The sequence below is a fragment of the Pseudomonas sp. NC02 genome (assembly GCF_002874965.1).
Classification (GTDB): Bacteria; Pseudomonadota; Gammaproteobacteria; order Pseudomonadales; family Pseudomonadaceae; genus Aquipseudomonas.
Map to the genome: position 1 here is coordinate 2,792,109 of NZ_CP025624.1, position 26,277 is coordinate 2,818,385.

A 26,277-nucleotide genomic window follows, 5' to 3' on the forward strand; every position below is an offset into this window, starting at 1 on the left:
AAGCGTTTCAAGGCCGATCAAACAATAATAAAGAGGTGCTTATGCCCGTGCTTCATCGCCCTTCATCCCCGGTTGAACGCAGCGCGCTTCATGTGTTGGTGTGTGCGTCGACACTTGCGCTGTCGTTAACCGCCTGCGCGGCCACCCCGGATCCCGCGAAGCCTTATCCCCATGTACAGGAACCGATTGGCGACGTGCAGGCCATCTATGACGGCAGGCTCAGCGAGGACTTGGCGGTCACTACCTTCCGTAATACCGACCGATTGTTCCCGACGCGCACGATCAAGGCGGGCGGCCATCCGTTTCCGTTACCCCGCAGCAGCCAGCCACTCGGGCCGGTTGCCTTTGACTACAAAGGCAAGCATTACAGCCTCGATGACTACGTGGCGATCAACCGGGTAACCGGGCTGTTGGTGCTCAAGGACGGCAAGATCGTCGATGAGCGTTATGAAAAAGGCAACACCGCCGACACCCGGTGGATGTCGATGTCGGTGGCCAAGTCCATCACCTCGACGCTGGTGGGCGCGGCGCTACAGGACGGCTCCATCAAGAGCCTGGATGACAAGGTCACCCGTTATTTACCCGCGTTGGCCGGTAGCGGTTACGACCAGGTCACCGTGCGCCAGATCCTGTCCATGCGCTCCGGGATCAAGTGGAACGAGCAATACACGGACCCTACCTCGGACGAGCGCCACTTGATCAAACTGCGTAGTGAACAAGTGCCCGGGTCGCTCCTCAAGTTCATGGCCAGCCTGCCCACTGCCGCGCCGCCTGGCACTCGCACCAACTACAGCACCGGTGAAACTCAAGTGTTGGGGCAACTGGTGAGCGCTGCGGTGGGCAAGCCACTGACGCAATACCTGAGCGAGAAGATCTGGGCGCCTTACGGCATGCAAACCGATGCCAAGTGGTGGCTCGACGGCCTCAATGGCAATGAAGTGGGCGGCAGCGGTATCAGCGCGACGCTTGAGGATTACGGGCGTTTTGGGCAGTTCGTGCTTAGCGGTGGCAAGGCCGGTGGGCAGCAAGTGTTGCCTGAAGGCTGGTTGAGTTTTGCCAGCGCGACTACGGGTTCAGATGCGGCGTACGGTGATTTTGCGTCCATGTGGTGGCCAGGTTGGACCGACGCTTCCAAAGCGGATAAAGCCTTTACGGCGGCCGGTACGTTTGGTCAGTACCTCTACATCAATCCGACCAGGAATGTGGTGATTGTGGTGTGGCAGGCGCAGACCAAACCCACGGGTGGCAAGGTGATCGACGATATGTTTGCCTTTGATGCGGTTGCCAAAGCGCTTCAGTAACCGCGAAGTACCTGTGGCGAGGGAGCTTGCTCCCGCTGGGGCGCGCAGCGGCCCCAAAAAAATGGGCCTGCTGCGCAGTCCAGCGGGAGCAAGCTCCCTCGCCACAGGTGACGGGCTACTCAGGTAGTGTGTACCTCACATCGCCGCCCGCAATGAGCGCGGCGAAAGCCCATAATGTGACTTGAACCTCACCGCAAACCTCGACGCCGACGCATACCCGCACGCACTGGAAATCTCCCCAATGGAATCCCTGGAGGTTTGCAGCTGTTGCAACGCCGCCCCCAGCCGAACATTTTCCAGGATGGCCCTGAAGCTCGCATCCTCATTGGCCAGCTGCCGACGCAACGTCGATTCCCCCAGATTCAGCTGCTGCGCGACCGTGGCAACGGTCCAGTCCCTGGACAGGTTGCTGCCGATCAACCGCTGCACGCGTTCACTCAAGGGGTCGTTGCGATCCATCAGCAACGGTCCCGCCTGGCCGGCCAGGCACAGGCAGAGCAACACGGCCTCGCCATAGTGGGTGCACAGGGCCGACGGGGCGCCGGTGCTCAGTGCGGTCAGCAATTGGTCCCAGGCTTGTCGGGTCTGTTTGTCCAGGCGTACGCACAGGTCGGCATGCATGCTGCCCTTGAACTGCGCGCCATACCGGGCAACGAAGTTACGCAACACCGGCACCGGAAACGACACCACGTCGGCGATGTAGTCACCCTGGGCACCGGGAAAATTGGTCACCCCAAGCTCGCGGCCCGCCGGCAGTAGAATCAGGTGCTGGGGGCCGGCGCGCATTTCGCGCTCATCCCACTGCATCAGTTTTTGCCCCTGGCGCACACGGCACAGGGCGGTCATGAAGACCGGCACGCGTTGCAGGGTATGGTGTTCTCGGGCCCTGATCACGCAGCTTTCGATGATGCTTTCCCGGTGCCGCAGACCTTCGTGAACATCCATCGTGACTAGCGTCCGTAAGGGGCCGTGATTGTGGCCTTGGCCAAGCTGTTGGCATTGAGCATGTAGCCGACCAGGGCGCCGCTGGATTGATTGTCGATCGGCAGGGTGTCGACTTTCAACGCCCACACGGTGAATTGATAGTGATGCGGTTTATCACCCACGGGCGGGCAGGCGCCGCCGAAGCCGGGTTGGCCGTAGTCCGTGCGGCCTTGCACTGCCCCGGCCGGCAGGTGGGTGCCCACATTGCTCGGCAGGCTGGAGACGGTGACAGGCAGGTTCACCACCGTCCAGTGCCACCAGCCGCTGCCGGTCGGGGCGTCGGGATCGTAGACGGTGATGGCGAAGCTTTTGGTGCCCGCCGGGGCGTTGGCCCAGGACAGGGCAGGGGAGGTGTTGCCGCCGCTGCAGCCGAAGCCGTTGAATTCCTGCAGGTGCGTCAGCGGGCGTTGGTCGGCAATGTCCGGGCTGTTGAGTGAGAAGCTGGCGGCGTGTCCGCTGGCGGCCATGATCAGGGTGATCGCGGGGGCAAGTGCTTTGAGTTTCATTGCGGTGATGTCCAGGCGTGGTTTGAGCCTTGATCCTAAACAGCGCGTAGGCAGGGCACTGCGCCGAAGCGCTCGATGATTGTGCCGAAACGCTCTGCCCACTAAGGCTGAGCCCTCAGCGTTCGGATGATGAACGCATGCAGGCTATTGACCGCCTTGGAACCGCGGGACGCCCGGCTACGCAGAATCGCAACCTCCATGGGCTCAATGCTGCCCAAACCGTGCTCGTCACCGAGTACCTGAAGCGAATCCTGCACGGTGCATTGGGTAATCGCGGCAATCGCGAGCCCGCCCTCGACGGCGGCCACCTGGCCGGCAAGGCTGGAGCTGTTGTACACCACCTTGAATTCGCGGCCTTGCTGGGTGAGTGCGTTCACCGCATACCGCCGGGCGAGGCTTGCGCTTTCGTAGACGGCGATGGGGATCGGGTCGCGCCGCCACAGTTCGAATTGCGGTGAACCTACCCATACCATGGGCTCCTTGAACAGGAAGGTGCCGCTTTGGGGCGAGTCCCGAGACACCAGCGCCAGGTCAAGATCGCCGCTGCGCAACTGTGGGATCAGCGTGGTCGACTGTTCACAGGTCAGTTCGATTTCCACACCGGCGTAGCGCGGCGAATAGCGTTTGAGCAGCGGCGTGAGGTACCGGGCCGCGTAGTCTTCGGCAACGCCAAGGCGGATGCGCCCGGTCAGCTCTTCACCGTGAAACGCCGCCTGGGTTTCAGCGTGCAGGGCGAGCATGCGCCGGGCGTAGCTCAGCAGCGTCTGGCCATCGGCAGTCAGTTGCAGGTGCCTCGGGCCGCGACTCAAGAGCTGTCGTCCAAGGGCGGCTTCGAGTTTCTTCATCTGCATGCTGACGGCGGACTGCGAGCGGTTGACCTCGTGGGCGGCGCCAGACAACGAGCCGGCATCTACCACGGCCACAAAGCATTTGAGCCAATCGAGTTGCAAATCGCTGGCGGGCATCGCGCTGACCTCTATTCGTTAATCGAATGGCTAAGGCCTGAATTATGCGCTTTTCATGGACGCTTGTTCACCCGCAACATTCTGCCTTGAACCAACACCTTCTGGATCGGATCCATGCCCTTTGATACCTGGTTGCTTTACCTGGTTACCTGCTTCGGCATCGCGGTGGTGCCAGGGCCCAATGCGTTATTGGCGCTGACCCACGGTGCGCTTCACGGCAGCCGCAAAACGCTGTTCACCATCAGTGGCGGCGTGCTCGGTTTTGCGATTGTGCTGGCGCTGTGTGCGTTGGGGTTGGGTGCGCTGATCCAGGCGTCGGCCAGCCTGTTCACGGCCTTGAAGGTGGCGGGTGGGCTGTACCTGATCTGGCTGGGCTTCGGGCTGTGGCGCGCGGCACCGGTCAGCCTTGAGGCGACCGGCACTACCAGCTCGCGGAGCTGGCCGCTGTTCCGCCAGGGGCTGGTATCGGCGATCTCAAACCCCAAGGCCTTGCTGCTGTTCACCGCGTTTATTCCACCGTTCCTGGACCCGCACCGGAGCATCATCGCGCAGACGCTCACCATCGCCCTGACCTACGCCGTGGTAGAATTCATCGTCGAGTACCTGGTGGCCAGCGCCGCGCACCGGGTACGGCCCTGGCTGGCGCGAACCGGGCGCCGATTCAATAAAGTCTGCGGCGGTTTTTTTGTGCTGTTCGGGTTGGCCCTGCCTATCCATGCCTGAGGGCACATCCCCGCGGCTTAGGGATGTTCGATCACCATCACCGCCGTGGTATCCGCCTCAAGTGCTTCGAACACATGGGGCGCATTCGCCAGGTAGCTGATGTAGTCGCCGGCGTGCAGCAGCACAGGCGCACCGGCCGGGCCGATATTCGCGCTGCCGCTGCACAGCAGCACGTGCTCGACGGTGCCGGCAGGGTGGGGCTGCGACAGGCGCACTTCGCCCGGCTGTACCTTGAGCCGGTAGATATCGCGACGCACGCCCGCCGGGCAATCCGCAAGCAGTGTGGCCGCGTAGTGGCCGGTTTCGGTATAGGTGGTCAGGCCCTCGTTGGCGCGAATTACCCGTAGGTGTTGCTGGGGTTGTTCGAAGAACCGCGTCACCTGCAAGCCCATCGCCGTGGCCAACGACCACAGGGTCTCGATGCTGGGGTTGCCGATGCCGGACTCCAGCTGGGACAAGGTCGACTTCGCCACGCCTGCGCGTTTTGCCAGTTCAGTCAATGAAAGCCCCGCAGCCTGGCGTTCGCGCTTGATCGACAGGGCCAGCAGATCGATTCGGCTTGGATTGAGATTGTTCGTTATGTCGGTCATTTGTTCTTCAAATCATCCATAAATGGGTTGACGCTTTGTCGCCGGGTGTTCAGCATAGCAATCATTCGTTCATTATAAAAACCGAGTGTCGAATGATCTGGTGCGTGTTCCACCTCTGCGACTATTGGCCGTGGCTGCTCTGGCGGGCGCTCTCCTACGACCTTGAAGGGTGGCGCAGCCTGCTGGTGGCGACGCAGTTGGCGCAGCAACATTTCCGGGGGCTATTCTGCGGGCCGCTATGATTCCTTTTCGCCATCCTTCGGGATCGGGCTATGATCGCCCAATCCGAACCAGACGCTCCCCAGACCTATGCCCGTTGACCTGCAAGCCCTCTATCCCAAACTGATCCACTTGATGCTGGATACGGTGTTCGTGGTCGACAGTGAAAATCAGATCGTGTTTGTGAGTGATGCCTGCGAAGCGCTGCTGGGGTACCGCGCCGAGGAGCTGACCGGCACCCTGATCACCCACTACATGCACCCTGAAGACCTGGCCCGCACCCGGGCGTCGATTGTGCGGGTCATGAATGGCAAGCCCCACGTCGACTTCCGCAACCGCTATATCCGCAAGGATGGCAGTGTGGTGCACATTCTGTGGGCGGCCTTCTGGTCCGAGGAAGTGGGGGCGCGGATCGGTGTTGCGCGGGACGTAACCGCCCTGACGCAGGCGGAGGAAGAGCTGCGTTTCCTCGCCCATCACGACCCGTTGACGGCCCTCACCAATCGCTCGCTGTTCAATGACCGGTTGGACGAGGCCCTGCAAGCCGCCCACCGCCACAAAAGTCCTCTGGCCTTGCTGTTTCTGGACGTGAATGACTTCAAGGCCATCAATGATGTGCACGGGCATGCCGTGGGCGACCGCGTGCTTTGCGTGATTGCACGACGGTTGGAAGGGTGTGTGCGTGAGAGCGACCTGGTGGCCCGGATGGGCGGGGATGAATTCACCGTGCTGCTGACGGATATTCAATCACCGGAAGCCGTGTCGGCCAAAGTGCAGCAGATAGTTGCGGTGATGACCCAGCCCCTGAGCGCTGAGTTTGGCGCGGTCAAGATGCCGTCCTGCAGTATCGGCGTAGCGTTTTACCCGGCGGATGGAGCAGATGCCGACAGCCTGCTCAGCCACGCGGATGGTGAGATGTACCGGGTTAAAAGGCAGCGGTTTGCAACCGATTAACGCTGCTGGAAAGCAATCTTCAGCCCCAATCCCATGAACAACGTCCCAATGATCTTCCCCTCCCAACGGCGCAGCCTTGAAAGGCCCACCATCCATTGGCTCAACGGACGAATCGCCAGCGAAATCAGCGTGGTGTACACCGCACTGAGCCCCGAGAAGATCAACCCCAACACCGCGAACTGCGCCAGGGAAGAACCGGATTCCGGGTGAATAAACTGCGGCAGGAAGGCCAGGAAGAAAATCGCGGTTTTCGGGTTCAGCACTTCGGCACCCACCGCCTGGAAATACGCCTGGGTCGAGGTCACGGTGGGCAGGTCTTTGCGCGTGGTGGCGCCAGGCTTGGCCATAAACGCACGTATGCCCAGGTAGATCAGGTAACAGGCGCCGACGATTTTGACCACGTTAAACGCCACGGCCGAGGTCATCAGGATGGCGGACAGGCCCAGCGCCGCGCACAGCGTATGGATCAGGTCGCCCGAGGCCACCCCCAGCCCGGTGGCAATGCCGACCTTGCGGCCACCCTGGAGGGTGCGGGTGATCACCAGCAGCACGGCTGGGCCGGGAATCAGGAAAAGGCCGATGACCACGGCGACATACGTCAGGATGGGGGCGAGTTCGAACATGCGGTGTTATCTCAATGCCGGATGCGTCCTACAGTAATCCTCATCCCGGGGATTAACGCAATACAGATGAACACCCGCCGGAACCGCCTGGCCTTTTACTTCGCGAACGCGTATGCGCCACCCTGTTCCAGCGCCTTGCGATACGCAGGCCGTTCCTGGAACCGTTGCACCCACGCCGCCACATTGGGATAGGCCTGCAGCTTGCCCTGAGCCCGGGCGATTTCGCCGATGAAGCTCATCTGGATATCCGCGCCGGTCAATTCGTCACCCACCAGGTACGGCGTGAGCCCCAGTGCGTTGTCCAGATAACCCAGGTAGTTCGCCACCTCGGATTCGATACGCGGATGCAACGGCGCACCCGCGTCACCCAGGCGCCCAACGTACAGGTTGAGCATCAGTGGCAGCATGGCCGAACCTTCGGCGAAGTGCAGCCATTGCACGTATTCGTCATAGGTGGCAGTGGCCGGATCCGGTTGCAGGCGGCCGTTGCCATGGCGGCGAATCAGGTAGTCGATGATGGCGCCGGACTCGATCACCACGTGGGGACCGTCTTGAATCACCGGTGATTTGCCCAGGGCATTGATCGCCTTGAGTTCAGGGGGCGCGAGGTTGGTTTTCGGGTCGCGCTGGTAGCGCTTGAGCTCGTAGGGCAGGCCGAGTTCTTCGAGCAGCCACAGGATGCGTTGCGAACGGGAGTTGTTGAGGTGGTGGACGATGATCATGGTGGCTCCGCTAGGCGAGAATAGAGGCGTATAGGGACAGACCGCGGTGGCGCTATGGAGTGCCGTGAATTAAATCTGCTTCGATAAAGGCATGAAAGATGGATAATCACGCCGGCAAGCACTGATTACACACCGGATAGAAAACATGAATCGTCAAAAAAAACTACAGCAGCTGTTCAAGGCCAAGGCCAAAAAGGCCAGCGCCAAATTGGCACCGGCCAAAAAGGATAAATACATCAGCAAGGCAGACCGATTGAAGCTGGCTGCCGAGTCCGGTGATGAGCCTGTTGTTACCTCTGAGAGCTGATCCAGAAGGCCTAAGCATTACCTGATAGGGAATTGACGGAAAAACCATGAGCACTGCTCAACTCGCGATTCAGCACTACATACTCGCCAAGGACGGCAACCGCCCGCATTTGAATACACTGCCGGCGTCAGACCTGGGGAGCGTGATGAGCTGGGTGTCCGGCCTGAGTTACCCATGGTGCAGCCCGCAAGCCGCCGTGAGCGAGGCTCCCGATATTGACGGGATTGGAGAGGTGCTCCAGTGCCTTGCGGCCTTATGACTCGGTGTTGCACCGTAGATCGAAATCCGCCCGTGCCTGTTCAATCTCCTCCAGGTTGTTTGCCGCCCAGACCCATACGCCACAAAAGGCGGCACCCAGCGTAAAGCCGAGGGTTGTCAGGCTGTATTCAACCTTCGGCGGTACGACGGGGTAGACCTTGCGCACCACCAGGCCGTCCCTCTCCATCCCCCGCAAAGTCTGCGTCAGCATTTTCTGGCTGATGCCGCCGACTCGCTCACTCAGGCGCGTGAAGCGCAGCGGCGTCGTCTCGATCAAGGCTTCAAGAATCAGCATGGTCCATTTGTCTGCAACGCGACCTATCAGGTCGGTCACCAGGGGCGCGATCCGTGGGTCCAGATCCTTCGGGGGTGTTTGCCGGGCATAAAACTGAGCGGCGGCAATCTGCTCGTCGGTAAAGCCAGGATGTTTGTTCATTCGTTGGACACTCTCTTTCAGGTGCGTATAGATCTTTTGGGTGCCTACTTACTTAAGGCCAGTGTATCCCTCAAGCTCCTTGCGTGTGACCCACCATTGGAGAGTTTCGATGAAGATGACCGGACGAACAGTGCTAGTGACGGGAGGTTCGAGTGGTATCGGGCTTGAGCTTGCCCGCCAGCTTGTGGCACGAGGCAATACCGTGATCGTGACGGGCCGCGATCAGCACAGGCTGGACGAGGCGCGGCAACTGCTGCCGAGCCTGCACACGTTTCAAAGCGACGTGCGCGACCCCGCCAGCATCCAAACGCTGTTTGCGGCAGTCACCGGTCAGTTCCCTGGGCTCGATACGCTGGTGAATAACGCGGGCGTGATGCGCAATATCAAGCTGGCCGGGGAGCGGGCGCTGGAGGACGTGACTGAAGAGATCGAGATCAACCTGAACGGCCCGATCCGGATGATCCAGCAGTTTCTTCCCTGGCTGCTCAAGCACCCGCGCGGTTTGATTGTTAACGTCTCGTCCGGGCTGGCGTTTGTGCCGTTTCCGGCGGCGCCCGTCTACAGTGCGTCCAAGTCCGCATTGCACGCTTACACCCAGTGCCTGCGGGCACAGCTTCAGCACAGCGCCGTCACCGTGGTGGAGCTTGCCCCACCCGGCACCGAAACACCGCTGCTCAGGGCCGAGTTCGCGGAAGAAATGAAGAACGAAAAAGGCATGGACCCGGTGCTGATGGTGCAGCACTGCATCCGGCAAATCGAAGCCGGCCAACTGGAAATATGCCCGGGGTTGAGCAAGGTGCTGAAGGTGGCCAGCCGGGTTGCGCCTGGCCTGATATTCAAACAGATGACCAAGCTCAGCCGGCTGGCGCCGGTGCGGCCTTCAACATGATCGGACGATTCAATGCGCATCCGCAGACGGCTGCTTCGGCGGCTGCACCTTGCGCATCAACGGCACCAGCAGCACCGCGACGATGAAGCACACCATGATCATCAGGAATGCGTCCGCATAGGTCAGCGTTTGCGCCTCGCGCCAGGTCAGCGCCCACAGCTGACTCAGCGCGAACTGGCTCGAATCCAGGCTGTTTTGCCCCAGCAACTGGGCATTCCCCGAAAGCTGGTCAAGCCAGACGTTCATCGATTCGTTGCGGATGTTCAGGTGCTCGGCCAGGCGCAAGAAGTGCAGGTTGGTGCGGTCATTGAGCACCGTGGCGCAGGCGGCGATGCCGATGGCGCCGCCGAGGTTGCGCATCAGGTTGAACAGGCCCGAGGCGAGCTTCAGGCGGTCGGGGGCCAGTGCGCCGAGGGTCAGGGTGACCACCGGCGGCACTGCCATTTGTTGAGCAAACCCGCGTATGGCTTGGGGCAGCAGCAGCTCCTTGGCGCCCCAGTCGTGGGTGATGGGGGAGAAGTCCCACATCGACAGGGCGAATAACGACAACCCGAACATCAAAATCCAGCGCAGGTCGAAACGATTGGCCAGCAAGGCGTACACCGGGATCGCCAGCAACTGGAACACCCCCGTGGAAAACACCGCCAGGCCGATATCCAGCGAGCCGTACCCGCGCACCCGCCCGAGAAACAGCGGCGTGAGGTAGATGGTGGCGAAAATGCCGATGCCGGTGATAAATGAAAACAGGCAGCCCAAGGCGAAGTTCCTGTCCCGAAGCGCGCGCAGGTCGACGATCGGCTCCTTGATTTCCAGGCAGCGCCAGATAAACAGCCCGCCGCTGATGGCGGCTATCCAGGCCGTGGTCGAGATGGTGCTGTCGCTGAACCAGTTCCAGCGCGGGCCCTCTTCAAGGGTGTATTCCAGGCAGCCGAGAAACACCGCCATCAACGCCATGCCGATATAGTCGGCGCCCTTGAGCAATGACGGGTTGGGGCGGTCGACCTTGACCAGCATCGGCACCGCAAAGGTCACGAACAGGCCGGGCAGCAGGTTGATGTAGAACAGCCAGTGCCAGGAGGAGATGTCGGTGATCCAACCGCCCACGGCCGGGCCCAATGTGGGGGCCAGGGACGCGATGGCGCCGATGGTGGAGGCGGCGATCACCCGCTGCTTGCCGTTGAAGTACATGAACGCGGTGGTGAACACCAACGGAATCATCGAGCCCCCCAGGAACCCCTGCAAGGCGCGAAACGCGATCATGCTCTGGATGTTCCAGGCCATCGCGCACAGCAGGCTGGTCAAGGTAAACCCGGCCGCCGACGCCGCGAACAGCCAGCGCGTGCTCATCACCCGGGAGAGCCAGCCTGACATGGGGATCACGATGATTTCCGCGATCAGGTAGGCGGTCTGCACCCACGCCGTATCGTCCGCGCCGGCAGACAACCCGCCGCCGATGTCCTTGAGGGAGGCGGAGACGATCTGGATGTCGATCAAGGCGATGAACATGCCCACGCACATGGTGGCGAAGGCCGCGACTTTTTGTGCGGTGCTGAGGGCGGGCAACGGGCTGTTCATAGCTGGGCCTTGAGGGCGCTGGCCTGGTCCTCGAACGCCTCATCGGTGTTGACCTTCGCCATCACCGACAGGCCCGGACGCAGGGCGCCGAAGTCGGCATCGTTGCTGTCGAGGCGCACGCGCACCGGCACTCGCTGCACGATCTTGGTGAAGTTGCCGGTGGCGTTTTCCGGCGGCAGCACACTGAATTGCGCCCCGGTGGCAGGGGCCAGGCTCTCGATGTGCCCGTGGAATTCACGGCCGGGGAGGATGTCGGCGCGGATGCTCACGCTTTGCCCGACCTGCAGGCGCCCCAATTGGTCTTCCTTGAAGTTGGCATCCACCCACAATCCTTTCGCGGGCACCACCGAGATCAGTTGGCTGCCGGCCGCGGCGTAGGCACCGACCCGGGCGCGGCGATTGCCCACGTAGCCGTCCACTGGGGCCCGCAGTTCGGTGTAGCTGATGTTCAATTGTGCCTGGTCACGTTCGGCCTGGGCCTGTTGCAGCGCTGCGCGGGCCTGGTCGCGCTGGGTTTCAATCACGTCGATTTGCCGGCGCGCCGCCATCAACCCGGCCTGTGCCCGGGAGTGGTCGGCGCGGGCGGTCTTCCATACGGCGCTGACCCGCTGTGCGCTTTCGACCGATACGGCCTGGCTGCGCACCAGGTTCTGGTAACGCGTTTGATCGTCGCCGGCCCGTTGTGCTTCGGCATCGGTGGCGTCGATCTGTGCCTTGGCCTGGTTGATCACCGCCAGTTGCAGTTGTTCGGTGGCGTCGAGGTTGGCGAGCGAGGCCTGTTGCGCGGCCACGGCGCCGTCGGCCTTGGCCAGGGCCGTGCGGTAGTCGCGCACATCAATGCGCGCCAGCACGTCGCCGGCCCGTACGAACTGGTTGTCCTGCACCGTCACTTCGCTGATGTAGCCCGGCACTTTGGCGCTGATCACCGTCACATCCGCCCCGACATAGGCGTCGTCGGTGTCTTCGATAAACCGGCTGACCAGCCACCAGTGACTGGCGTACCACACGCCGCCCGCCACGGCCAGGGTCAGCAGCCCCAGGCGTAAAACCTGTTTGCGCCGGGATGGTTGGGTGGGTTCGGGCACAGCGCTGACTGGAGCGTCCATGACGAAATGACCTCGTTGAATATTAGTGGGGGAAGGGGCTGACCAACTGGTCTTTTTCGGCGTAGGCCCGGCCGGTTCGTGCGCGCCACAGGGTCAGCGGTTCGGCATCGGCGCTGACATGTACGCGGTGGCCCGCACGGGTGATGGGGTTGCCGGTGTTGGCATCCATCAACGCCAGCACCACCGGGCGCCCGGTGGCCTCATCGGCGAGAAACACCTTGGTCGAGCCCTCGGCATGCCGCGCGCCCCAGGCCATCAGCGTGAGGATGACCTGGCGCAAGTCCCGGCCCGCTTCGGTGAGGTGGTACTCATGGCGCGGCGGGTTGTCCTGGTACGGGCGCCGTTCCAGCAAGCCGCCGGCCACCAACGCATTCAGGCGGCGGGTCAGGGTGTTCGAGGCGATCCCGAGGCTCTGCAGGAACTCGTCGAAACGGCGCAGCCCGTAGAACGCATCACGCAGGATCAACAGGCTCCAACCATCACCGATGTGCTCCAGGGCACGTGCGACCGGGCAGGACATGGGTTGGAAGCTGGCTTTCTTCATGAGGGACTCCGGGAACTGTTGCTAAATATTACGCAAGTAATATTGCACAGTGGATTTCATAATGAAAGTCACTAGTTGAAATTTTTTGCAGCGATGGATGGCGGCCAGGCAGACGCAAAAAAGCCCCGGGATTCGGGGCTTTTCAGAGGGTAGGGTGTAGAGGGCCGTGTGAGCGCGGCTGTCCTTATGCCTGCGCCGGTTCCTGGCAGATACGTAAACCTGTGCGCCGCGAACGCCAGCCGAGGCCCAGCACCATCAGCAAACCCAGGGCCGCCATGATCGCGCCAGCCAGTGAAATGGCCGGGTAGCCCAGCCCTGCGTTGATCACTGCTCCCCCCAGCGCCGCGCCAATGGCGTTACCGAAGTTGAACGCACCGATGTTCATCGCCGAGGCCAGGTTGGGTGCATCCTTGGCGGCTTCCATCACGCGCATCTGCAAGGGAGGTACCAGCGCAAAGCTGGCGGCGCCCCACAGCAGGATCGACAAGGCGGCGGGCAGCGGCCATTGCATGAGCACAGAGAAGGCCAGCAGCACGGCAATCAGGACCACGAGCGACGTTATCAGGGTGCGGTCCACCGAACGGTCCGCAGACCTGCCGCCCCAGACGTTGCCGAGGGTCAGGCCGATCCCGAACAGCACGAGCATTGCGGTGACGAAGTTGGTCGAGGCGTGGGTGACATCCCGCAGAATCGGCGCGATATAGGTAAACACCGTGAACATGGCGCTGGACCCCACCACGGTCAACGCCAGCGCTGCCAGTACCGGCCCGCGGCCCAGTACGCGGATTTCGGCCATCAGGCTTGCCCCTTTTGGAGCGGGCGTATTCGGTAGCGCCCACCACAGGGCCACCATCACGAACGCCCCGAGCCCGCTGATGCCCCAGAACGCCGTACGCCAGCCGAAGTTCTCGCCGAACCAGGTTGCCAGGGGCACGCCACCGATGGTCGCCAGGGTCAGCCCGAGGAACATCGCGGCGACGGCCCCCGCGCGTTTGTCGGGCGCCACCACACTCGCTGCCACGATGGAGCCGATGCCGAAGAATGCCCCGTGATTCAGCGATGTCACCAACCGGGCGACCATCAGGGTCTGGTAGTCGGTGGCCAGGGCGGACAGCAGATTACCCAGGGTGAAAATGGCCATCAGGCCCACCAGCAGATAACGGCGCGCCACCCTGGCTGTCGCGAGGGTCATGATCGGGGCGCCGATCAGCACGCCCATGGCATAGGCGCTGACCAGCAGCCCGGCGGCGGGAATGGAAACACCGAGGTCGGCGGCGATCCCGGGCAACATGCCCATGGGGGCAAACTCGGTGACCCCGATGCCGAAGGCGCCGATGGACAGTGCTACAAGGGGTGGGTTGATACGCATAGGTGACTCCTCATCTTTGTATCAAATGCTACAATCACGACTTTTCAGGCGGTAGCCCTCGGCAGGGCACTACAGCTTTGCGTGGAGATCACAAGTGGACATAGGCGGTCGGTCGGGGGAGATGGCGGTGTTCTCCATGGTCGCGGAGCAGGGCAGTCTCTCGGGGGCGGCTCGGGTGCTGGGCCTCACGCCGTCATCCATCAGCCGCATCATCACCCGCATCGAGGGGCGCATAGGCACCCGCCTGCTGCTGCGCACCACCCGGGCGATCACGCTCACGGCCGAAGGCGAAGCGTATTTGCGCGGCGCCCGGCGGATCCTGGCGGACATGGCCGAAGTCGAGGATGCGATCACCGACCAGGGCGCGCCACGGGGGCGGCTGAGGGTCAGCGCGGCGCTCGCACACGGGCGGCTGTCGATCGTGCCGCTGGTTGCCGCGTTCAGCGCGCGCTACCCGGCCATCGTGGTTGAGTTGCGGCTGGAGGATGAGGTGGTGGATATCCTGGGCGGGCAAGCGGACGTTGCAATCCGCTTCGGTCAATTGGCCGACAGCCCCTTGACCGCTCGCCTTATCGGCTCCATCGGCGAGGTCATAGTCGCTTCCCCGGACTACCTGGCGCGTCATGGCACACCGCAGGTGCCGCAGGATTTGCTCAACCACAACTGCCTGCGTTTCAACTTCCGCCGGGCAGCGCCCGACTGGCCGTTTCGCGTGGACGGGCGCGATTTTTCGCTGCAGGTGTCGGGTACGATCGAGGGTAACAGCGGGGAGGTATTGTCCCAGTTGGCCAAGCTGGGTGCCGGCATCGCGCGCATTGGCGCATTCAGCGTGGCAGATGACCTGGCCAGCGGTGATCTGGTGCCGTTGCTTGAAGCGTACAACCCCGGAGACCAGGAGCCGATTCACGCGGTGTTCGTCGGCGGCGCGGCGATGCCTGCGCGGGTCAGGGCATTTGTCGACTTTCTGGTGGAACACCACCCGGCGTGACCGCCACTGACACCACAGGCCGCTCCTCCTGACGCAATCCTCTTGAATACTTGCCTAATCCTGCGATCTTGCCCACCCCTGCATAGCGCCTTGATGAACCAGGGTCTAAAGTCATTCCCATCGCCCGCTAGACTAGTCAAACCACGCGCGCGCGAACCAGACGGGCCATCGATGCCCAGCGGCGAGGCCCCGTCTTGCCGTCTAAAAATACTAAAAAATGCAACACCAACCGATGATCAGCGGGTGAGCCATGGAATTACGAATTAACCAGCAGACCCACCAAGTCGACGCCGAACCCGACACGCCCTTGCTCTGGGTCATCCGCGACAACCTGGACATGACCGGCACCAAATACGGCTGCGGCCTGGCGCAATGCGGTGCGTGTTCGGTGCTTGTGGACGGCAATGTCGTGCGTTCCTGCGTCACGCCCGTTTCCGGCGTGGTCGGCCGAGAAATCACCACCATCGAAGCCATCGAGTCCGATGACGTCGGCAAGCGGGTCGTTGCCACCTGGGTGGAATACCAGGTCGCCCAATGCGGCTACTGCCAATCCGGCCAGGTAATGGCGGCCACCGCGCTGCTCAAGCACACGCCCAAGCCCAGTGATGCGCAGATCGAGGCCGCCATGGTCAACCTCTGTCGCTGTGGCACCTATAACGCCATTCATGCCGCCGTGCATGACCTTGCGCAGAAGGGAGAGGCCTGATGAACATTCGCATTGATCCCACTGCGCTGCCCTTGGTCGCGGCGCTGACTGACCCGGTGAACCTGTCCCGCCGTCGCTTCCTGGCCAGTACGGCCGTGGGCGCGCTGGTGATCGGTTTTGGCCTGCCGCTGGGGTCTGGCCGAGTGCAGGCGGCCACCGCCGCGGCCACGGCCGAACGCGGTACGCAGGTGCCGGCCTTCCTGGAGATTCGCCCGGACAACACGATTCGTTTGCTCAGCCCGTTTATCGAAGGCGGCCAGGGCACGTTCACCGCGATGGCGCAGATTGTCGGCGAGGAGTTGGACGCCGACCCGGCCACGTTCCTGGTTGAGTGTGCCCCGCCCGGTGAAGCCTTTGTGGTGATGGAGAACGGCATGCGCATCACCGGCGGCAGTATGTCGGTGCGGATGAGTTACCCCACGATGCGCCGGCTGGGTGCGCTGGCCCGGGCCATGTTGCTGGAGGCCGGGGCGCAGGCGCTGAAGGTACCGGTGAGCGAGCTGTCGACCGAGCCGGGCAAGGTGGTACACGCGGCGTCCGGGCGTTCCCTTGCGTATGGCGAGTTGGCCGGGCGGGCGATGGACCTGCCGGTACCGGATGTGGCCAGTGTGAAGCTGCGCGACCCAAGCCAGTTCCGTTGGATCGGCAAGCCGGTGAAGCGCCTCGATGCGTATGACAAGTCCACCGGCAAGGCGCTGTACAGCATTGATATGAAGGTCGACGGCATGCTCCATGCCGCCGTGCAGCATGCGCCCCGGCTCGGCATGACCGTGGGCAGCCTGCGCAACGAAGACCAGGTCAAGGCCATGCCGGGCGTGCATTCGGTGCATCGCCTGCCCGGTGCGGTGGCGGTGGTGGCCGAGCGTTGGTGGCATGCCAAGCGTGCGGTGGAGTCGATTCAGGTCGACTGGCTGGAGCCGACGGCTGATTCCAAGGTGCGCGGGATGCCGAAGGACTTTTCCAGCGACGAGCATTTCAAGCGTCTGGCCGCAGAAACCGGCCCGGCCCGTGATGATGAGAACGAGGGCGACGTGGCCGGCACGCTGGCCAATGCCAAGACCAGGGTCGAGGCCACTTACCACAACCAGTACCTGCACCATGCCCAGTTGGAGCCGCCTTCGGCGCTGGCGCGCTTCAACCCTGACGGTTCGCTGGAGATCTGGCTGCCGAATCAGGCGCAGGACATGTTCCTGGCCGATATCGCCAAGCGCACCGGCCTGGCCCCGGAGCGGATTACCCTGCATTCGCCGTTGTTGGGTGGTTTTTTCGGGCGGCACTTCCTGTATGACTCGGCCAGTCCTTACCCGCAGGCCATCGAGTTGGCCAAGGCGGTGGGGCGCCCGGTGAAGTTGATCTGGAGCCGCGAAGAAGAATTCCTGCGGGATGTGCTGCGCCCGGTCGCAGCGGTGAATTTCCGTGGGGCGCTGGACAGCGACGGCTGGCCGGTGGCGATTGAAGCGGTGAGTGCCACGGAGGGGCCAACCGAGGCCCTGGCGGGCAAGCAGGGCGAGAAGCTCGACCCGACGGCCCTTGAGGGACTGTCCGGCAAGTCCTATGCGATTCCCAACAAGCGTATCGCACAGATCTATGTGAAGGGCCCGGTGATGCTGGGCTACTGGCGTTCGGTGGGCAATTCGCTGAATGACTTTTTCTACGAATCTTTCCTGGATGAACTGGCCGACAAAGGGGGCAAGGACCCGTTCGAGTTGCGCCTGCATCTGTTGCGGGATAACCAGCGGCTGACCACCCTGCTGAAGGCGGTGGGCGAGTTGTCGGGTGGCTGGAAACGTGGACCGTTTGTTGCCGAAGACGGCAGCAAGCGCGCACGCGGGGTGGCGATGGCGTCACCGTTCGGCACCCAGACGGCGGTGATTGCCGAGGTGTCGATCGAGAACGGCCAGGTCAAGGTGCACGACATCTGGCAGGCAATCGACCCGGGCAGCATCGTCAACCCGGCGATTGTCGAGGCGCAGGTGAATGGGGCGGTGTCGCTGGGCTTGTCCCAGGTGCTGTTGGAGGAAGCGGTGTATGTGGACGGCTTGCCTCGGGCGCGTAACTACGATTTGTACCCGGTGCTGCCGCCTTCGCGGATGGCCCGGGTGCACGTGCGCGTGATCGAGAGCGGGGAAAAAATGGGCGGTATTGGCGAACCGCCGCTGCCCGCCGTGGCGCCTGCCGTGGCCAACGCCGTCGCGGCGTTGACCGGGCAGCGCGTTCGCAGCATGCCGTTAAGCCGCCACTCCTTCACCTGACCGGGGCCTGAGCACTTATGAACAACCGTCGATTCGCAAGAACCGTTGGCTGGCTGGCGCTGCCGTGCCTGGTCGCCGCAGGCCTGCTGGCCTGGTATGTCACCCGCGAGCCTGTCTCGCCGTTGGGGGCCGAGCCCGTCGCCACGGACCCGGCGCTGGTCGCCCGAGGCGAGTATGTCGCCCGGCTCAGCGACTGTGTGGCGTGCCACAGCGTGCCCAACGGCAAGCCCTTTGCCGGTGGCCTGGAAATGGCCACGCCGCTGGGGGCGATCCACGCCACCAACGTCACGCCAGACCCGGAAACCGGCATTGGCAGCTACAGCCTCGCCGACTTCGACCGCGCGGTGCGCCAGGGTGTCGCGCCGGGTGGGCGCCGCCTGTATCCGGCGATGCCGTATCCGTCCTACGCCAAGCTCAGCGACGATGATGTGCGCGCCCTATACGCGTTCTTCATGAAGGGCGTGGCGCCGGTGCAGCAGGCCAATATCAAGAGTTCGATCCCGTGGCCATTGAATATGCGGTGGCCGATCGCGCTGTGGAATGGCGTGTTTACCGACAGCAAGCCATATGTCGCGAAGGCCGGGAAGGATGAACTGTGGAACCGGGGGGCCTACATCGTGCAGGGCCCGGGGCATTGCGGCAGTTGCCACACGCCACGGGGCCTGGCCTTCAACGAGAAGGCACTGGATGAAAGTGGCAAGCCGTACCTGGCCGGTGGCTTGCTCGACGGCTGGTACGCACCGAGCCTGCGGGATGATCCCAACACCGGCCTGGGGCGCTGGAGCGAGCCGGAAGTGGTGCAGTTCCTCAAGACCGGTCGCAACAAACATGCGGTGGTTTATGGCTCGATGACCGAGGCGTTCAACAACTCCACGCAGTTCATGAGCGACGATGACCTGGCGGCGATTGCGCGCTATCTGCGGTCATTGCCGGGCGACGAGCAGCGCGACGGTGCGGCCTGGCAGTATCAGGCGGTGTCGGCTGCGCAACGCCTGGATGCGCCGGGTGCGCATACCTATGTGACCCGCTGCGCCTCGTGCCACGGGCTGGAAGGCAAAGGGCAACCGGACTGGATGCCGCCGCTGGCCGGCGCCACCTCCGCACTGGCCAAGGAGGACGCCTCGGCGATCAACATCACCCTCAATGGCTCGCAGCGCGTAGTGGCGGCCAATGTGGCGGACGCTTATCGCATGCCGGCGTTCCGTGAGCAGTTGTCGGACCAGGAGATTGCTGAAGTGCTGACGTTTGTGCGCGGCACCTGGGGCAATCAGGGTGGGGCGGTGGATGCCAAGGCGGTGGGCAAGTTGCGTGAGCACACGGGCCCGGCGAGCAGCAGCCCGATCATTCTGCAAATGCGCTGAGGGAAATGCGCCTTGTGAGGGAGGCGCTTTGTGTAGGAACTGCTTTATGTGGGAGCGGGCTTGCTCGCGAAAGCGGTGGGTCAGTGAAGAACTTGCTGACTGACACACCGCCTTCGCGAGCAAGCCCGCTCCCACATTTTCAACCGCGTTTCGGCAGCTTCCAGTTGGGTCGGATGAAGTGGCAGGTATAGCCATTCGGAATCCGCTCCAGGTAATCCTGATGCTCCGGCTCCGCCTCCCAGAACGGCCCCGCCGGTTCGATCTCGGTGACGACACGGCCCGGCCACAGTTTTGAGGCGTCGACGTCGGCAGCGGTGTCTTCAGCGATGTCGCGTTGCTGTTCGCTCAGGTAATAAATCGCCGAACGGTAGCTGGGGCCCAAGTCGTTGCCCTGGCGGTTGGGCGTGCTGGGGTCGTGGATCTGGAAAAAGAACTCGAGGATCTGCCGGTAAGTGATCACCGTCGGGTCGAAGACGATCTCGATGGCTTCGGCATGGTTGCCGTGGTTGCGATACGTGGCATTCGGCACATCGCCGCCGGTGTAGCCGACCCGCGTGTGCAGCACGCCGGGGTAGCGGCGCAGCAGGTCTTGCATGCCCCAGAAGCAGCCGCCGGCGAGCAGGGCGGTTTCGGTCGGGTTGGTCATGGTCTGTGCTTCCCCTTGTTGGATACCTCGCTAGTTATGGGGGCAGGTTGGACGATTCCAAGGTCGAGGGGCGCGCCTTCGATCGGCTTCGTCCGCGTTGCCCGCAGCGCCATCAACAGCGCCAACACGGGTGCCAGGGTAAACAGCGCGAACAGCCAGCGCGCGGCATGGGCGATGCCGCCATTGCCCGCCACTTCATTGATGCCCGCCATGTTCGAGATCACCCCCGCCAGCGCCGCGCCCATGGCCATGGCGAACAGTTGCAGGGTGGTGATCGACGAAGCGGCCGTGTCCTTGTCCTGTTCCGAAGCCACTTGCAGGATGCGCGTCAGCAGGTGCGGCCAACCCAGGCCGATGCCGAACCCCACCAGGAACAGCCCCAGGCAGATAGGGGCCAGCAATGTCCATTCGCCCTGGCTGGCGATGGGCGTAGTGATCGCCAGCATCATCAAGCCCGCCACGATAAACAATGGCCCCGCGATGATGGCGCGATGTGGACCGCGGCCGGTCCAGCCGGAGCTGATGATTTCCGAGACCGTCCAGCCGGCCGCCATCAGCGCGGCCATGTAACCGGCGATCAGCGGCGACTGGCCATGTAAGTGCTGCAGAAAGTACGGCATGAAGATCTCGCTGCTCATGCCGATCACCAACAGGCAGGTGGTCGCATAAAGCGCGCAGAGCGGGGTGCTGAACTTCAATGCATCCCGGGGCAAAAGACGCACGGTAGCGCTGGACTCCTTGCGGATCAACAGCACCACCAGCACGACGCAGGTGGCGATACCCAACAGGTTCCAGCTCGGCAGCGCCGAGACGCTGCCGGCACACACCGCCAGCACCGCGCCCGCCAGCAGCACCAGTTGCGGCACCGGCAAACGGGCGGTGGCGGTCGCCGTGGTGTCGCGCGGGGGCAGGGCGCGGCTGGTGAGTACCATGTACGCCAGGCTCACCGGCACCATCGAGCCGAAGGCCAGGCGCCACGCGTCCATCTCGGCAAACACGCCACCCACCGCCGGCCCGACGAGCGTCGCCACGCCCCACATCCCCGACACCAGTGCCATTGCGCGCGGCCACAGGCGCTCTTCGAACACCAGTTGGATCATCGAGTAACACAGGGCCAGCAAGACCCCGCCGCCCAGTCCCTGGATGGAGCGCCCGGCGAGCATCACCGGCATGTTCGGCGCCAGGGCACAGATCAGTACGCCTACCATGAACACCAGTGTGGCCAGCGCATACGCCAGCCGTGGACCGGTGCGTTGCAACAGCTTGGAGGTGAGGGCGGAACCGAGGATCGAGGCCACCACGTACAGTGTGGTGCTCCACGCATAAAGCGCCAGGCCGCCGATTTCGGCCACCACCGACGGCAGGATGGTGGTGGCGATGTAGGTGTTGGTGGCATACAGCGCGATGCCGCCTGAAAGGGCAATGGAGCGGGTGGCGTTCTTGCCGCTAAGCAACTCGCCCCAACTGCTGTCTTGGGTTTGCATCAACGATTCCTTGTAATGCGTTCGCGGTATGGAAGCCGGCGAAGGGCATAAGCGTCAGGCTTGAGGTAATTAACCAAGCAATTGCTTTTAATATTGCGTTGAGGCGAATTATTTTGCAAGGAATGACTTGTCAGGTGGCTGAGTTCCTATGGCAGCCGAGGGGGGAGCGTGAGGCGCGCCGTTTCCCACGGCCGGCAGCACTTCACACCATCAGTTTCCGGCTGAACTTGGTTTCCATCACGATATGCGAAGCGGTGTGCGCCACCCCTTTGATCATGTTGATCCTGATGAGCTCGGCATTGAGTTCGCTCAGGGTGGCGGTGGCCAGGTGAATGATGAAATCGGACTCTCCCGAGACCGCGTAAACGGCCTGCACCGCTTCCATCCTGCGCAGCGAGGTCATCACATCGGTGTAGCTCTTGTTGGTGCAGGAGGTCATGGTAAAGCAGGTCACCGTCTGCTGAAGCCGGTCCTGGTCGATGCGCACGCTGTAGCCGGTGATGACGCCGGCCTTTTCCAGGCGGGTAATCCGCTCCTGCACCGCAGAGCGCGAGACCCCGAGCTTGCGGGCCAATGACGCGGTGGGTTCGCGTGCGTTGGCTTGCAGCAGGCCAAGCAATTGCCTGTCCTTGTCGGTGAGGTTAAACAGTGGACCGGGATTCTGCGTATCCATGGACACGTCCTTGACCCTCGCTGGGGTTCAGTTTTTATGAGTCGCCCTGTGTTGCGAGCGCTTTTCCTGAAACATATCCATCATTTTCAGGCCGGCGTAAACCGTTTGTGCGGCCGCCGGGCCCAGGGGGCCGCCATTCCATTCCAGGCCGTAGGCATCGAACAGGCGGTAGCGATCGGTTTCGCCGCAGATCGCCTCGGCGATGACGCGTGCGCCGATCGGCGCGGTGTTCATACCATGGCCACCAAATGATGTACACGCCCACAATCCCTGCCCCAGCGGGCCAATGTGCGGCATCTTGTGCCGCGCATAACCCATCAACCCGGACCAGGCCTTGTCGATCCTGATGCCGCGCAATTGCGGATAAACGTCGAGGATATCCTGCGTCAGCAATTGCCCCAGGCGTTTCTCATCCTGCAGGTTGCGCGTGGTAATGCGGCCGCCCCAGAGCAGGCGGTCGCCCTCGACGATGCGGTAATAGTCCGAGGCCCGGCGGTTATCGCCCACGGCATCGGAGGTACAGACCGCCTCGGCCAGGCGATCGCCCAGGTGCTCGGTCAGCACTGCATAGGTCGCGATCGGCAGGAAGGCGCGGCGTAATTTGCCGAACTCAGGCCCCCCATAGCCGCCGCAGCAGTACACCACGTGGGCACAATCGACAGTGCCCTGATCGGTGATGACCCGGTGTCGCCCGTTGCGGCTTTCGACGGCGGTCATGGGCGAGCGTTCATGGATTTTGCCACCACTTTGCTCGATCAGTCGGGCCAGGCCGAGGCAATAGTTCAAGGGGTGGAAGTGAAAGCCATGGTTGTCGCGCAGCGCCTGGAAATACCGCTCGGTCTTGAGCTTTTCGCGCACCGCCTGGCGATCCAGGTAGTCGAGGTGAAAGTCGAAATCCGCGGCCATTTTGTCCCGCACGCGCTGCAGGTTGTCGCCATCTTCGTAGCGCACCACACTCAGTTTTCCCGGGGTTGGCGTGCAGCCGGGCAACTGATGATGGGCGATCATGCCCCGAACAATCTCGACGCCTTCAAGCGACAGTTTGAACAGCGCGGCGGCCGTCGGTTTGCCGCAGCGTCGCTCGATGGCGGCCAACCCTTCGGACCAGCCCTGGAGCACGAAGCCACCGTTGCGCCCCGACGCTCCCCAGGCCACGCGACCGGCATCCAGCAGCACCACCGACTGCCCGCGGGAGACCAGCTCCCACGCCGTGCTCAGCCCCGCCAGCCCGGCGCCGATCACGCACACATCGGCCCGGGCGTTGCCACACAGCGCCTGGCGTTCAGTCGTGTCGCGCATCGTGGCGGTGTAGTAATTGTTGTTATAGGTGTACATGAAGTCGGTCGTCCTTTTTTCGCGGCGCAGGCATACAGCGCGCCGCATCGGGGACGGGGCGCCTGTACGGCCTGTGAGGGTTTTTACTGCACCTGGGTGAGGTCGGCGCCGTACCATTTCTCTGACAATTGCTTGAGCGTGCCATCGGCTTTCATGTCGGCGACGATCTTGGTCAGCGCGCTGTTGAACGCCTCATCGCCCTTGTCCACGGCGATGGCCAGGGGTTCGTAGTAGGCGGGTTTGCCTTCCACCCTGACGATGGGGTAGCCATTCTTGACGGCGGCGACGATGGTGGGCAGGGCGGACAGGGTTGCGTTCAGGCGCACCCCGTCTCCCATGCGCAGGTCATCCAGCGGGCCCATGCTGTCGCCGTACGTGCGAACCTCGCCGGGGGTGACTTCGTAAGTGAACGGCGGCACATCGGCGGCGTCGATCTTCAGGCGGCGGTTGATATAGTCCTCCGAAGTCGTACCGGCTTCGACGCCGATGATCTTGCCGTTCAGGTCCGCCACTTTGGTCTCGGCCGCGTCCTTGTGCACCGCGAATACATACGGCGTGTAGTAGTAGATCGCGGGGAAGTCGAGCACCCGGGTGCGCTCGGTGGTAGGCGTCATGGAGCCGACCGACAGGTCCCAGCGGCTCGACCAGCGCCCGGCGGTGATGATCCCGTATTCGGGCGTCACGAAGTCGACTTTGCTGCCCAGGCGTTTGCCGATTTCGCTGGCGACGTCGATATCGAAGCCTTGCAGCTTATTGTCCGGGCCCAGGAACGATTGCGGTGGCCAGTTGGCCGACGTGGCCACCTTGATCACCTTGGTTTCATGGATGCGGTCGAGGGTCGAGCCCGCCCAGGCCGCGCCTGTGAGGCTGGTGAGGGCGGTGGCGACAGCGGCTGCGGTGAAGAAGCGAGTGAACGAGATCATGGGTAAGCCTCCAGTATCTTGAGTGCGGTGCCTGTTGTTTTTATCGGTGACTTCGCAAGGTTCGACGGTGCTGCTCAGTGGCTGAGAATCTGCGACAGGAATTCCCGGGCACGCTCGTGCTGCGGGTTGTCAAAAAACTCGGTGGGTTTGGCTTGCTCGATGATGCAGCCCTGGTCCATGAAGATGATCCGGTCGGCCACCCGCCGGGCGAATCCCATCTCGTGGGTGACGCAGACCATGGTGATGCCGTCCTGGGCCAGTTCGCCCATCACGTCCAGCACTTCCTTGACCATCTCGGGGTCAAGGGCCGACGTGGGCTCGTCGAACAGCATGATGCGCGGGCGCATGCACAAGGCCCGGGCAATGGCGACGCGCTGCTGCTGGCCGCCCGAGAGCTGGCTGGGGTATTTGTCGGCCTGGTTCCCGATGCGCACCCGATCCAGGTATTCATAGGCCAGTTCGCGGGCCTGGGGCTCGCTGAGCTTGCTCACCAGACGCGGTCCCACCATGAGGTTCTCCAGCACCGTCATATGCGGGAACAGGTTGAACTGCTGGAACACCATGCCGACCTGGCGCCTTATGCCCGCCACGCAGGCGGCATCACGGGTCAACTCGGTGCCCTCGATGAACACGTGGCCTTTCTGGAAGTCTTCCAGCAGGTTCAGGCAGCGAATCAACGTGGACTTGCCGGAGCCCGACGGCCCGCAGACCACCACGATTTCACCGCTGGCAATGTGCAGGTCGATGCCCTTGAGCACATAAAAATCGCCATACCATTTATGCATGTCCTGGATCGATATTGCAGGGTATGGAGCAGGGACTATTGAGGGCTGATTCATCGTCATGCTCCTGGTTCAGCGATGGGCGCGGTTGAAGTGCTTTTCCAGGCGGGCCTGGACGGTTTCCAGCACGATCGACAGCAGCCAATACAGCACGGCGGCGGTGATCAGCATTTCCAGGTGCCGGAACTCGGCGCGTCCCTGGGTTCGTGCCAGGAACATCAGCTCCCAGACGCCGATCACCGACACCAGCGAACTGTCCTTGAGCATCGAGATGAACTGGTTGCCCGTTGGCGGAATGATCAAGCGCATGGACTGCGGGAGAATCACCCGGGTCATCGTCTGGAACGGGTTCAGGCCAATCGCCCGCGAGGCTTCCCACTGGCCCCGCGAGATGCTGCTGATACCGGCGCGGAAGATCTCCGTCATGTAGGCGCCATAACACAGCGAGAGCGCCAGGATCCCGGCTGGAACCGCTCCGACGACATAGCCCAGTTGAGGGATGCCCAGGTAAATCAGATAGATCTGGATCAGCAGCGGAACGCCGCGGAAAAACGAGGTGTAGAAGCTCGCAATCGCAATCGCGAAGCCGTTGGAAGACAAGCGCGCGGTGGCGCCCAGCAGCGCCAGGACGAACGCAATCGCAATCGAAATCGCCGACACGTAGACGGTGGTGAACACCCCCTGGGTGATCATGAAGCCGATTTTGGTCGCGATGAAACTGTAGGAAAGGTTGAAGGTGTCGAAGAACAACAGGAACAGCACCAGCAACTCGCACCAGACCGTGATGATCTGCGCGCGCAAGGGAAAGCGGCCAAGGATGAACAGGTTCAGCACCACCGTCAGGGTGAACGTGCCGCCCACTGCAATATCTCGTGCCAGTGGTGCCTTCAGATCGAGAACGATGGGGCCCATCAAGTGGGAGAGGCGGCCATCACCGACGCCGCAGGCGAGCGTGATGATGAAAATCACCACGGCCACCGCGCCCATGAATACCGCGCTGTCCGTCATGCGGGTCTTGACGATATGGTCTCTGTACATGGCTTACGCGCCCCGGGG

At 62.7% G+C, this 26,277-nt stretch carries 28 protein-coding genes; 10 read left to right on the top strand and 18 right to left on the bottom strand.

Annotation, left to right across the window (positions count from 1 at the left end; all coding sequences use genetic code 11):
• Nucleotides 1-41 precede the first annotated feature (41 nt).
• The gene (locus C0058_RS13180) at nucleotides 42-1,301 is read left to right on the top strand and encodes a serine hydrolase (RefSeq protein WP_102368766.1); all 1,260 of its coding nucleotides are present in this window, start codon (nucleotides 42-44) and stop codon (nucleotides 1,299-1,301) included.
• Between the two features lie 135 nt (nucleotides 1,302-1,436).
• Here the strand turns inward: C0058_RS13180 and C0058_RS13185 are convergent, their stop codons facing one another.
• The 3 genes from C0058_RS13185 to C0058_RS13195 all read right to left on the bottom strand — a co-directional run bounded on the left by C0058_RS13185 (nucleotide 1,437) and on the right by C0058_RS13195 (nucleotide 3,756).
• Complete coding sequence (locus tag C0058_RS13185; RefSeq protein WP_102368767.1) at nucleotides 1,437-2,246, bottom strand: AraC family transcriptional regulator; 810 nt, start codon at nucleotides 2,244-2,246, stop codon at nucleotides 1,437-1,439.
• Between the two features lie 5 nt (nucleotides 2,247-2,251).
• Entirely contained in the window at nucleotides 2,252-2,791 is a 540-nt protein-coding gene (locus C0058_RS13190) for a kinase inhibitor (RefSeq protein ID WP_102368768.1), read from the bottom strand.
• A gap of 101 nt (nucleotides 2,792-2,892) precedes the next feature.
• A complete protein-coding gene (locus tag C0058_RS13195; RefSeq protein ID WP_102368769.1) occupies nucleotides 2,893-3,756 on the bottom strand; it encodes a LysR family transcriptional regulator in 864 nt (287 codons plus the stop codon).
• A gap of 114 nt (nucleotides 3,757-3,870) precedes the next feature.
• Here C0058_RS13195 and C0058_RS13200 point away from each other — a divergent pair, with 114 nt between their 5' ends.
• Complete coding sequence (locus C0058_RS13200; protein WP_102368770.1) at nucleotides 3,871-4,479, top strand: LysE family translocator; 609 nt, start codon at nucleotides 3,871-3,873, stop codon at nucleotides 4,477-4,479.
• A gap of 17 nt (nucleotides 4,480-4,496) precedes the next feature.
• Here C0058_RS13200 and C0058_RS13205 read toward each other — a convergent pair whose 3' ends face one another.
• Nucleotides 4,497-5,069: a helix-turn-helix domain-containing protein gene (locus C0058_RS13205; protein ID WP_102368771.1), complete on the bottom strand. Its 573-nt coding sequence runs from the start codon at nucleotides 5,067-5,069 to the stop codon at nucleotides 4,497-4,499.
• 309 nt (nucleotides 5,070-5,378) lie between these two features.
• Here C0058_RS13205 and C0058_RS13210 point away from each other — a divergent pair, with 309 nt between their 5' ends.
• On the top strand, nucleotides 5,379-6,242 hold the full coding sequence (locus C0058_RS13210) for a sensor domain-containing diguanylate cyclase (protein ID WP_102368772.1): 864 nt from the start codon (nucleotides 5,379-5,381) through the stop codon (nucleotides 6,240-6,242).
• On the opposite strand, the gene C0058_RS13215 is transcribed toward C0058_RS13210, so the two are convergent.
• Together C0058_RS13215 and C0058_RS13220 are read right to left on the bottom strand one after the other, a co-directional pair.
• A complete protein-coding gene (locus tag C0058_RS13215; protein ID WP_102368773.1) occupies nucleotides 6,239-6,865 on the bottom strand; it encodes a LysE family translocator in 627 nt (208 codons plus the stop codon). The two genes, C0058_RS13210 and C0058_RS13215, sit on opposite strands and share 4 nt — an antisense overlap.
• 95 nt (nucleotides 6,866-6,960) lie before the next feature.
• Entirely contained in the window at nucleotides 6,961-7,587 is a 627-nt protein-coding gene (locus tag C0058_RS13220; protein WP_102368774.1) for a glutathione S-transferase family protein, read from the bottom strand.
• A gap of 145 nt (nucleotides 7,588-7,732) precedes the next feature.
• Here C0058_RS13220 and C0058_RS13225 point away from each other — a divergent pair, with 145 nt between their 5' ends.
• Both C0058_RS13225 and C0058_RS13230 read left to right on the top strand, forming a co-directional pair.
• The gene (locus C0058_RS13225) at nucleotides 7,733-7,894 is read left to right on the top strand and encodes a DUF2986 domain-containing protein (protein ID WP_008434728.1); all 162 of its coding nucleotides are present in this window, start codon (nucleotides 7,733-7,735) and stop codon (nucleotides 7,892-7,894) included.
• A gap of 46 nt (nucleotides 7,895-7,940) precedes the next feature.
• The gene (locus tag C0058_RS13230; protein ID WP_102368775.1) at nucleotides 7,941-8,153 is read left to right on the top strand and encodes a hypothetical protein; all 213 of its coding nucleotides are present in this window, start codon (nucleotides 7,941-7,943) and stop codon (nucleotides 8,151-8,153) included.
• Here C0058_RS13230 and C0058_RS13235 read toward each other — a convergent pair.
• On the bottom strand, nucleotides 8,148-8,588 hold the full coding sequence (locus C0058_RS13235; RefSeq protein WP_003215603.1) for a helix-turn-helix domain-containing protein: 441 nt from the start codon (nucleotides 8,586-8,588) through the stop codon (nucleotides 8,148-8,150). The two genes, C0058_RS13230 and C0058_RS13235, sit on opposite strands and share 6 nt — an antisense overlap.
• Before the next feature lie 109 nt (nucleotides 8,589-8,697).
• Between C0058_RS13235 and C0058_RS13240 the strand changes: the two genes are divergently transcribed.
• Nucleotides 8,698-9,477, top strand: a complete 780-nt coding sequence (locus C0058_RS13240) for an SDR family oxidoreductase (RefSeq protein WP_102368776.1) — start codon at nucleotides 8,698-8,700, stop codon at nucleotides 9,475-9,477.
• A gap of 9 nt (nucleotides 9,478-9,486) precedes the next feature.
• Here the strand turns inward: C0058_RS13240 and C0058_RS13245 are convergent, their stop codons facing one another.
• The 4 genes from C0058_RS13245 to C0058_RS13260 form a co-directional block, all read right to left on the bottom strand.
• On the bottom strand, nucleotides 9,487-11,052 hold the full coding sequence (locus C0058_RS13245; RefSeq protein ID WP_102368777.1) for a DHA2 family efflux MFS transporter permease subunit: 1,566 nt from the start codon (nucleotides 11,050-11,052) through the stop codon (nucleotides 9,487-9,489).
• The gene (locus tag C0058_RS13250) at nucleotides 11,049-12,158 is read right to left on the bottom strand and encodes an HlyD family secretion protein (RefSeq protein ID WP_087694676.1); all 1,110 of its coding nucleotides are present in this window, start codon (nucleotides 12,156-12,158) and stop codon (nucleotides 11,049-11,051) included. Before C0058_RS13250 ends, C0058_RS13245 begins: the two co-directional genes overlap by 4 nt.
• Before the next feature lie 22 nt (nucleotides 12,159-12,180).
• A complete protein-coding gene (locus C0058_RS13255) occupies nucleotides 12,181-12,702 on the bottom strand; it encodes a helix-turn-helix domain-containing protein (RefSeq protein ID WP_102368778.1) in 522 nt (173 codons plus the stop codon).
• A 184-nt stretch (nucleotides 12,703-12,886) separates the two neighbouring features.
• The gene (locus C0058_RS13260; RefSeq protein WP_102368779.1) at nucleotides 12,887-14,071 is read right to left on the bottom strand and encodes an MFS transporter; all 1,185 of its coding nucleotides are present in this window, start codon (nucleotides 14,069-14,071) and stop codon (nucleotides 12,887-12,889) included.
• 94 nt (nucleotides 14,072-14,165) lie between these two features.
• On the opposite strand from C0058_RS13260, the gene C0058_RS13265 reads away from it, so the two are divergent.
• The 4 genes from C0058_RS13265 (at nucleotide 14,166) to C0058_RS13280 (ending at nucleotide 19,378) form a co-directional block, all read left to right on the top strand.
• A complete protein-coding gene (locus C0058_RS13265; protein ID WP_102368780.1) occupies nucleotides 14,166-15,059 on the top strand; it encodes a LysR family transcriptional regulator in 894 nt (297 codons plus the stop codon).
• A 250-nt stretch (nucleotides 15,060-15,309) separates the two neighbouring features.
• Nucleotides 15,310-15,765, top strand: coding sequence for a (2Fe-2S)-binding protein (locus C0058_RS13270; RefSeq protein WP_008434715.1), 456 nt, complete (start codon nucleotides 15,310-15,312; stop codon nucleotides 15,763-15,765).
• Nucleotides 15,765-18,017: a molybdopterin cofactor-binding domain-containing protein gene (locus tag C0058_RS13275; protein ID WP_102368781.1), complete on the top strand. Its 2,253-nt coding sequence runs from the start codon at nucleotides 15,765-15,767 to the stop codon at nucleotides 18,015-18,017. The genes C0058_RS13270 and C0058_RS13275 overlap by 1 nt, the downstream gene beginning before the upstream one ends.
• Nucleotides 18,018-18,034: 17 nt before the next feature.
• On the top strand, nucleotides 18,035-19,378 hold the full coding sequence (locus C0058_RS13280) for a cytochrome c (RefSeq protein WP_003215611.1): 1,344 nt from the start codon (nucleotides 18,035-18,037) through the stop codon (nucleotides 19,376-19,378).
• Nucleotides 19,379-19,517: 139 nt separating this feature from the next.
• Here the strand turns inward: C0058_RS13280 and msrA are convergent, their stop codons facing one another.
• From msrA to C0058_RS13315, 7 genes are all read right to left on the bottom strand, one after another.
• Nucleotides 19,518-20,024, bottom strand: coding sequence for a peptide-methionine (S)-S-oxide reductase MsrA (msrA, locus tag C0058_RS13285; protein WP_003215613.1), 507 nt, complete (start codon nucleotides 20,022-20,024; stop codon nucleotides 19,518-19,520).
• Nucleotides 20,021-21,508 carry an MFS transporter gene (locus C0058_RS13290; RefSeq protein WP_003215615.1) on the bottom strand — a complete coding sequence of 496 codons (1,488 nt, stop codon included), beginning with the start codon at nucleotides 21,506-21,508 and terminating at the stop codon, nucleotides 20,021-20,023. Before C0058_RS13290 ends, msrA begins: the two co-directional genes overlap by 4 nt.
• A gap of 202 nt (nucleotides 21,509-21,710) precedes the next feature.
• Complete coding sequence (locus C0058_RS13295; protein ID WP_003215617.1) at nucleotides 21,711-22,181, bottom strand: Lrp/AsnC family transcriptional regulator; 471 nt, start codon at nucleotides 22,179-22,181, stop codon at nucleotides 21,711-21,713.
• A 27-nt stretch (nucleotides 22,182-22,208) separates the two neighbouring features.
• Nucleotides 22,209-23,516: an FAD-binding oxidoreductase gene (locus C0058_RS13300; RefSeq protein ID WP_008434708.1), complete on the bottom strand. Its 1,308-nt coding sequence runs from the start codon at nucleotides 23,514-23,516 to the stop codon at nucleotides 22,209-22,211.
• A gap of 83 nt (nucleotides 23,517-23,599) precedes the next feature.
• The gene (locus tag C0058_RS13305; protein ID WP_003215621.1) at nucleotides 23,600-24,439 is read right to left on the bottom strand and encodes a transporter substrate-binding domain-containing protein; all 840 of its coding nucleotides are present in this window, start codon (nucleotides 24,437-24,439) and stop codon (nucleotides 23,600-23,602) included.
• 74 nt (nucleotides 24,440-24,513) lie between these two features.
• Nucleotides 24,514-25,278: an amino acid ABC transporter ATP-binding protein gene (locus C0058_RS13310; protein ID WP_023658742.1), complete on the bottom strand. Its 765-nt coding sequence runs from the start codon at nucleotides 25,276-25,278 to the stop codon at nucleotides 24,514-24,516.
• A 15-nt stretch (nucleotides 25,279-25,293) separates the two neighbouring features.
• A complete protein-coding gene (locus C0058_RS13315; protein WP_087693732.1) occupies nucleotides 25,294-26,259 on the bottom strand; it encodes an amino acid ABC transporter permease in 966 nt (321 codons plus the stop codon).
• Nucleotides 26,260-26,277: the final 18 nt, after the last annotated feature.

Excerpts from the sequence above, each read along its gene's own strand:
- C0058_RS13275 (WP_102368781.1), top strand. The coding sequence starts at position 15,765 with ATGAACATTCGCATTGATCCCACTGCGCTGCCCTTGGTCGCGGCGCTG.
- C0058_RS13210 (WP_102368772.1), top strand. The coding sequence starts at position 5,379 with ATGCCCGTTGACCTGCAAGCCCTCTATCCCAAACTGATCCACTTGATG.
- C0058_RS13200 (WP_102368770.1), top strand. The coding sequence starts at position 3,871 with ATGCCCTTTGATACCTGGTTGCTTTACCTGGTTACCTGCTTCGGCATC.
- C0058_RS13250 (WP_087694676.1), bottom strand. The coding sequence starts at position 12,158 with ATGGACGCTCCAGTCAGCGCTGTGCCCGAACCCACCCAACCATCCCGG.
- C0058_RS13240 (WP_102368776.1), top strand. The coding sequence starts at position 8,698 with ATGAAGATGACCGGACGAACAGTGCTAGTGACGGGAGGTTCGAGTGGT.
- C0058_RS13245 (WP_102368777.1), bottom strand. The coding sequence starts at position 11,052 with ATGAACAGCCCGTTGCCCGCCCTCAGCACCGCACAAAAAGTCGCGGCC.
- C0058_RS13230 (WP_102368775.1), top strand. The coding sequence starts at position 7,941 with ATGAGCACTGCTCAACTCGCGATTCAGCACTACATACTCGCCAAGGAC.
- C0058_RS13280 (WP_003215611.1), top strand. The coding sequence starts at position 18,035 with ATGAACAACCGTCGATTCGCAAGAACCGTTGGCTGGCTGGCGCTGCCG.
- C0058_RS13195 (WP_102368769.1), bottom strand. The coding sequence starts at position 3,756 with ATGCCCGCCAGCGATTTGCAACTCGATTGGCTCAAATGCTTTGTGGCC.
- C0058_RS13270 (WP_008434715.1), top strand. The coding sequence starts at position 15,310 with ATGGAATTACGAATTAACCAGCAGACCCACCAAGTCGACGCCGAACCC.
- C0058_RS13310 (WP_023658742.1), bottom strand. The coding sequence starts at position 25,278 with ATGAATCAGCCCTCAATAGTCCCTGCTCCATACCCTGCAATATCGATC.
- C0058_RS13315 (WP_087693732.1), bottom strand. The coding sequence starts at position 26,259 with ATGTACAGAGACCATATCGTCAAGACCCGCATGACGGACAGCGCGGTA.
- C0058_RS13300 (WP_008434708.1), bottom strand. The coding sequence starts at position 23,516 with ATGTACACCTATAACAACAATTACTACACCGCCACGATGCGCGACACG.
- C0058_RS13305 (WP_003215621.1), bottom strand. The coding sequence starts at position 24,439 with ATGATCTCGTTCACTCGCTTCTTCACCGCAGCCGCTGTCGCCACCGCC.
- C0058_RS13260 (WP_102368779.1), bottom strand. The coding sequence starts at position 14,071 with ATGCGTATCAACCCACCCCTTGTAGCACTGTCCATCGGCGCCTTCGGC.
- C0058_RS13235 (WP_003215603.1), bottom strand. The coding sequence starts at position 8,588 with ATGAACAAACATCCTGGCTTTACCGACGAGCAGATTGCCGCCGCTCAG.
- C0058_RS13215 (WP_102368773.1), bottom strand. The coding sequence starts at position 6,865 with ATGTTCGAACTCGCCCCCATCCTGACGTATGTCGCCGTGGTCATCGGC.
- C0058_RS13225 (WP_008434728.1), top strand. The coding sequence starts at position 7,733 with ATGAATCGTCAAAAAAAACTACAGCAGCTGTTCAAGGCCAAGGCCAAA.
- C0058_RS13180 (WP_102368766.1), top strand. The coding sequence starts at position 42 with ATGCCCGTGCTTCATCGCCCTTCATCCCCGGTTGAACGCAGCGCGCTT.
- C0058_RS13290 (WP_003215615.1), bottom strand. The coding sequence starts at position 21,508 with ATGCAAACCCAAGACAGCAGTTGGGGCGAGTTGCTTAGCGGCAAGAAC.
- msrA (WP_003215613.1), bottom strand. The coding sequence starts at position 20,024 with ATGACCAACCCGACCGAAACCGCCCTGCTCGCCGGCGGCTGCTTCTGG.
- C0058_RS13220 (WP_102368774.1), bottom strand. The coding sequence starts at position 7,587 with ATGATCATCGTCCACCACCTCAACAACTCCCGTTCGCAACGCATCCTG.
- C0058_RS13205 (WP_102368771.1), bottom strand. The coding sequence starts at position 5,069 with ATGACCGACATAACGAACAATCTCAATCCAAGCCGAATCGATCTGCTG.
- C0058_RS13255 (WP_102368778.1), bottom strand. The coding sequence starts at position 12,702 with ATGAAGAAAGCCAGCTTCCAACCCATGTCCTGCCCGGTCGCACGTGCC.
- C0058_RS13190 (WP_102368768.1), bottom strand. The coding sequence starts at position 2,791 with ATGAAACTCAAAGCACTTGCCCCCGCGATCACCCTGATCATGGCCGCC.
- C0058_RS13295 (WP_003215617.1), bottom strand. The coding sequence starts at position 22,181 with ATGGATACGCAGAATCCCGGTCCACTGTTTAACCTCACCGACAAGGAC.
- C0058_RS13185 (WP_102368767.1), bottom strand. The coding sequence starts at position 2,246 with ATGGATGTTCACGAAGGTCTGCGGCACCGGGAAAGCATCATCGAAAGC.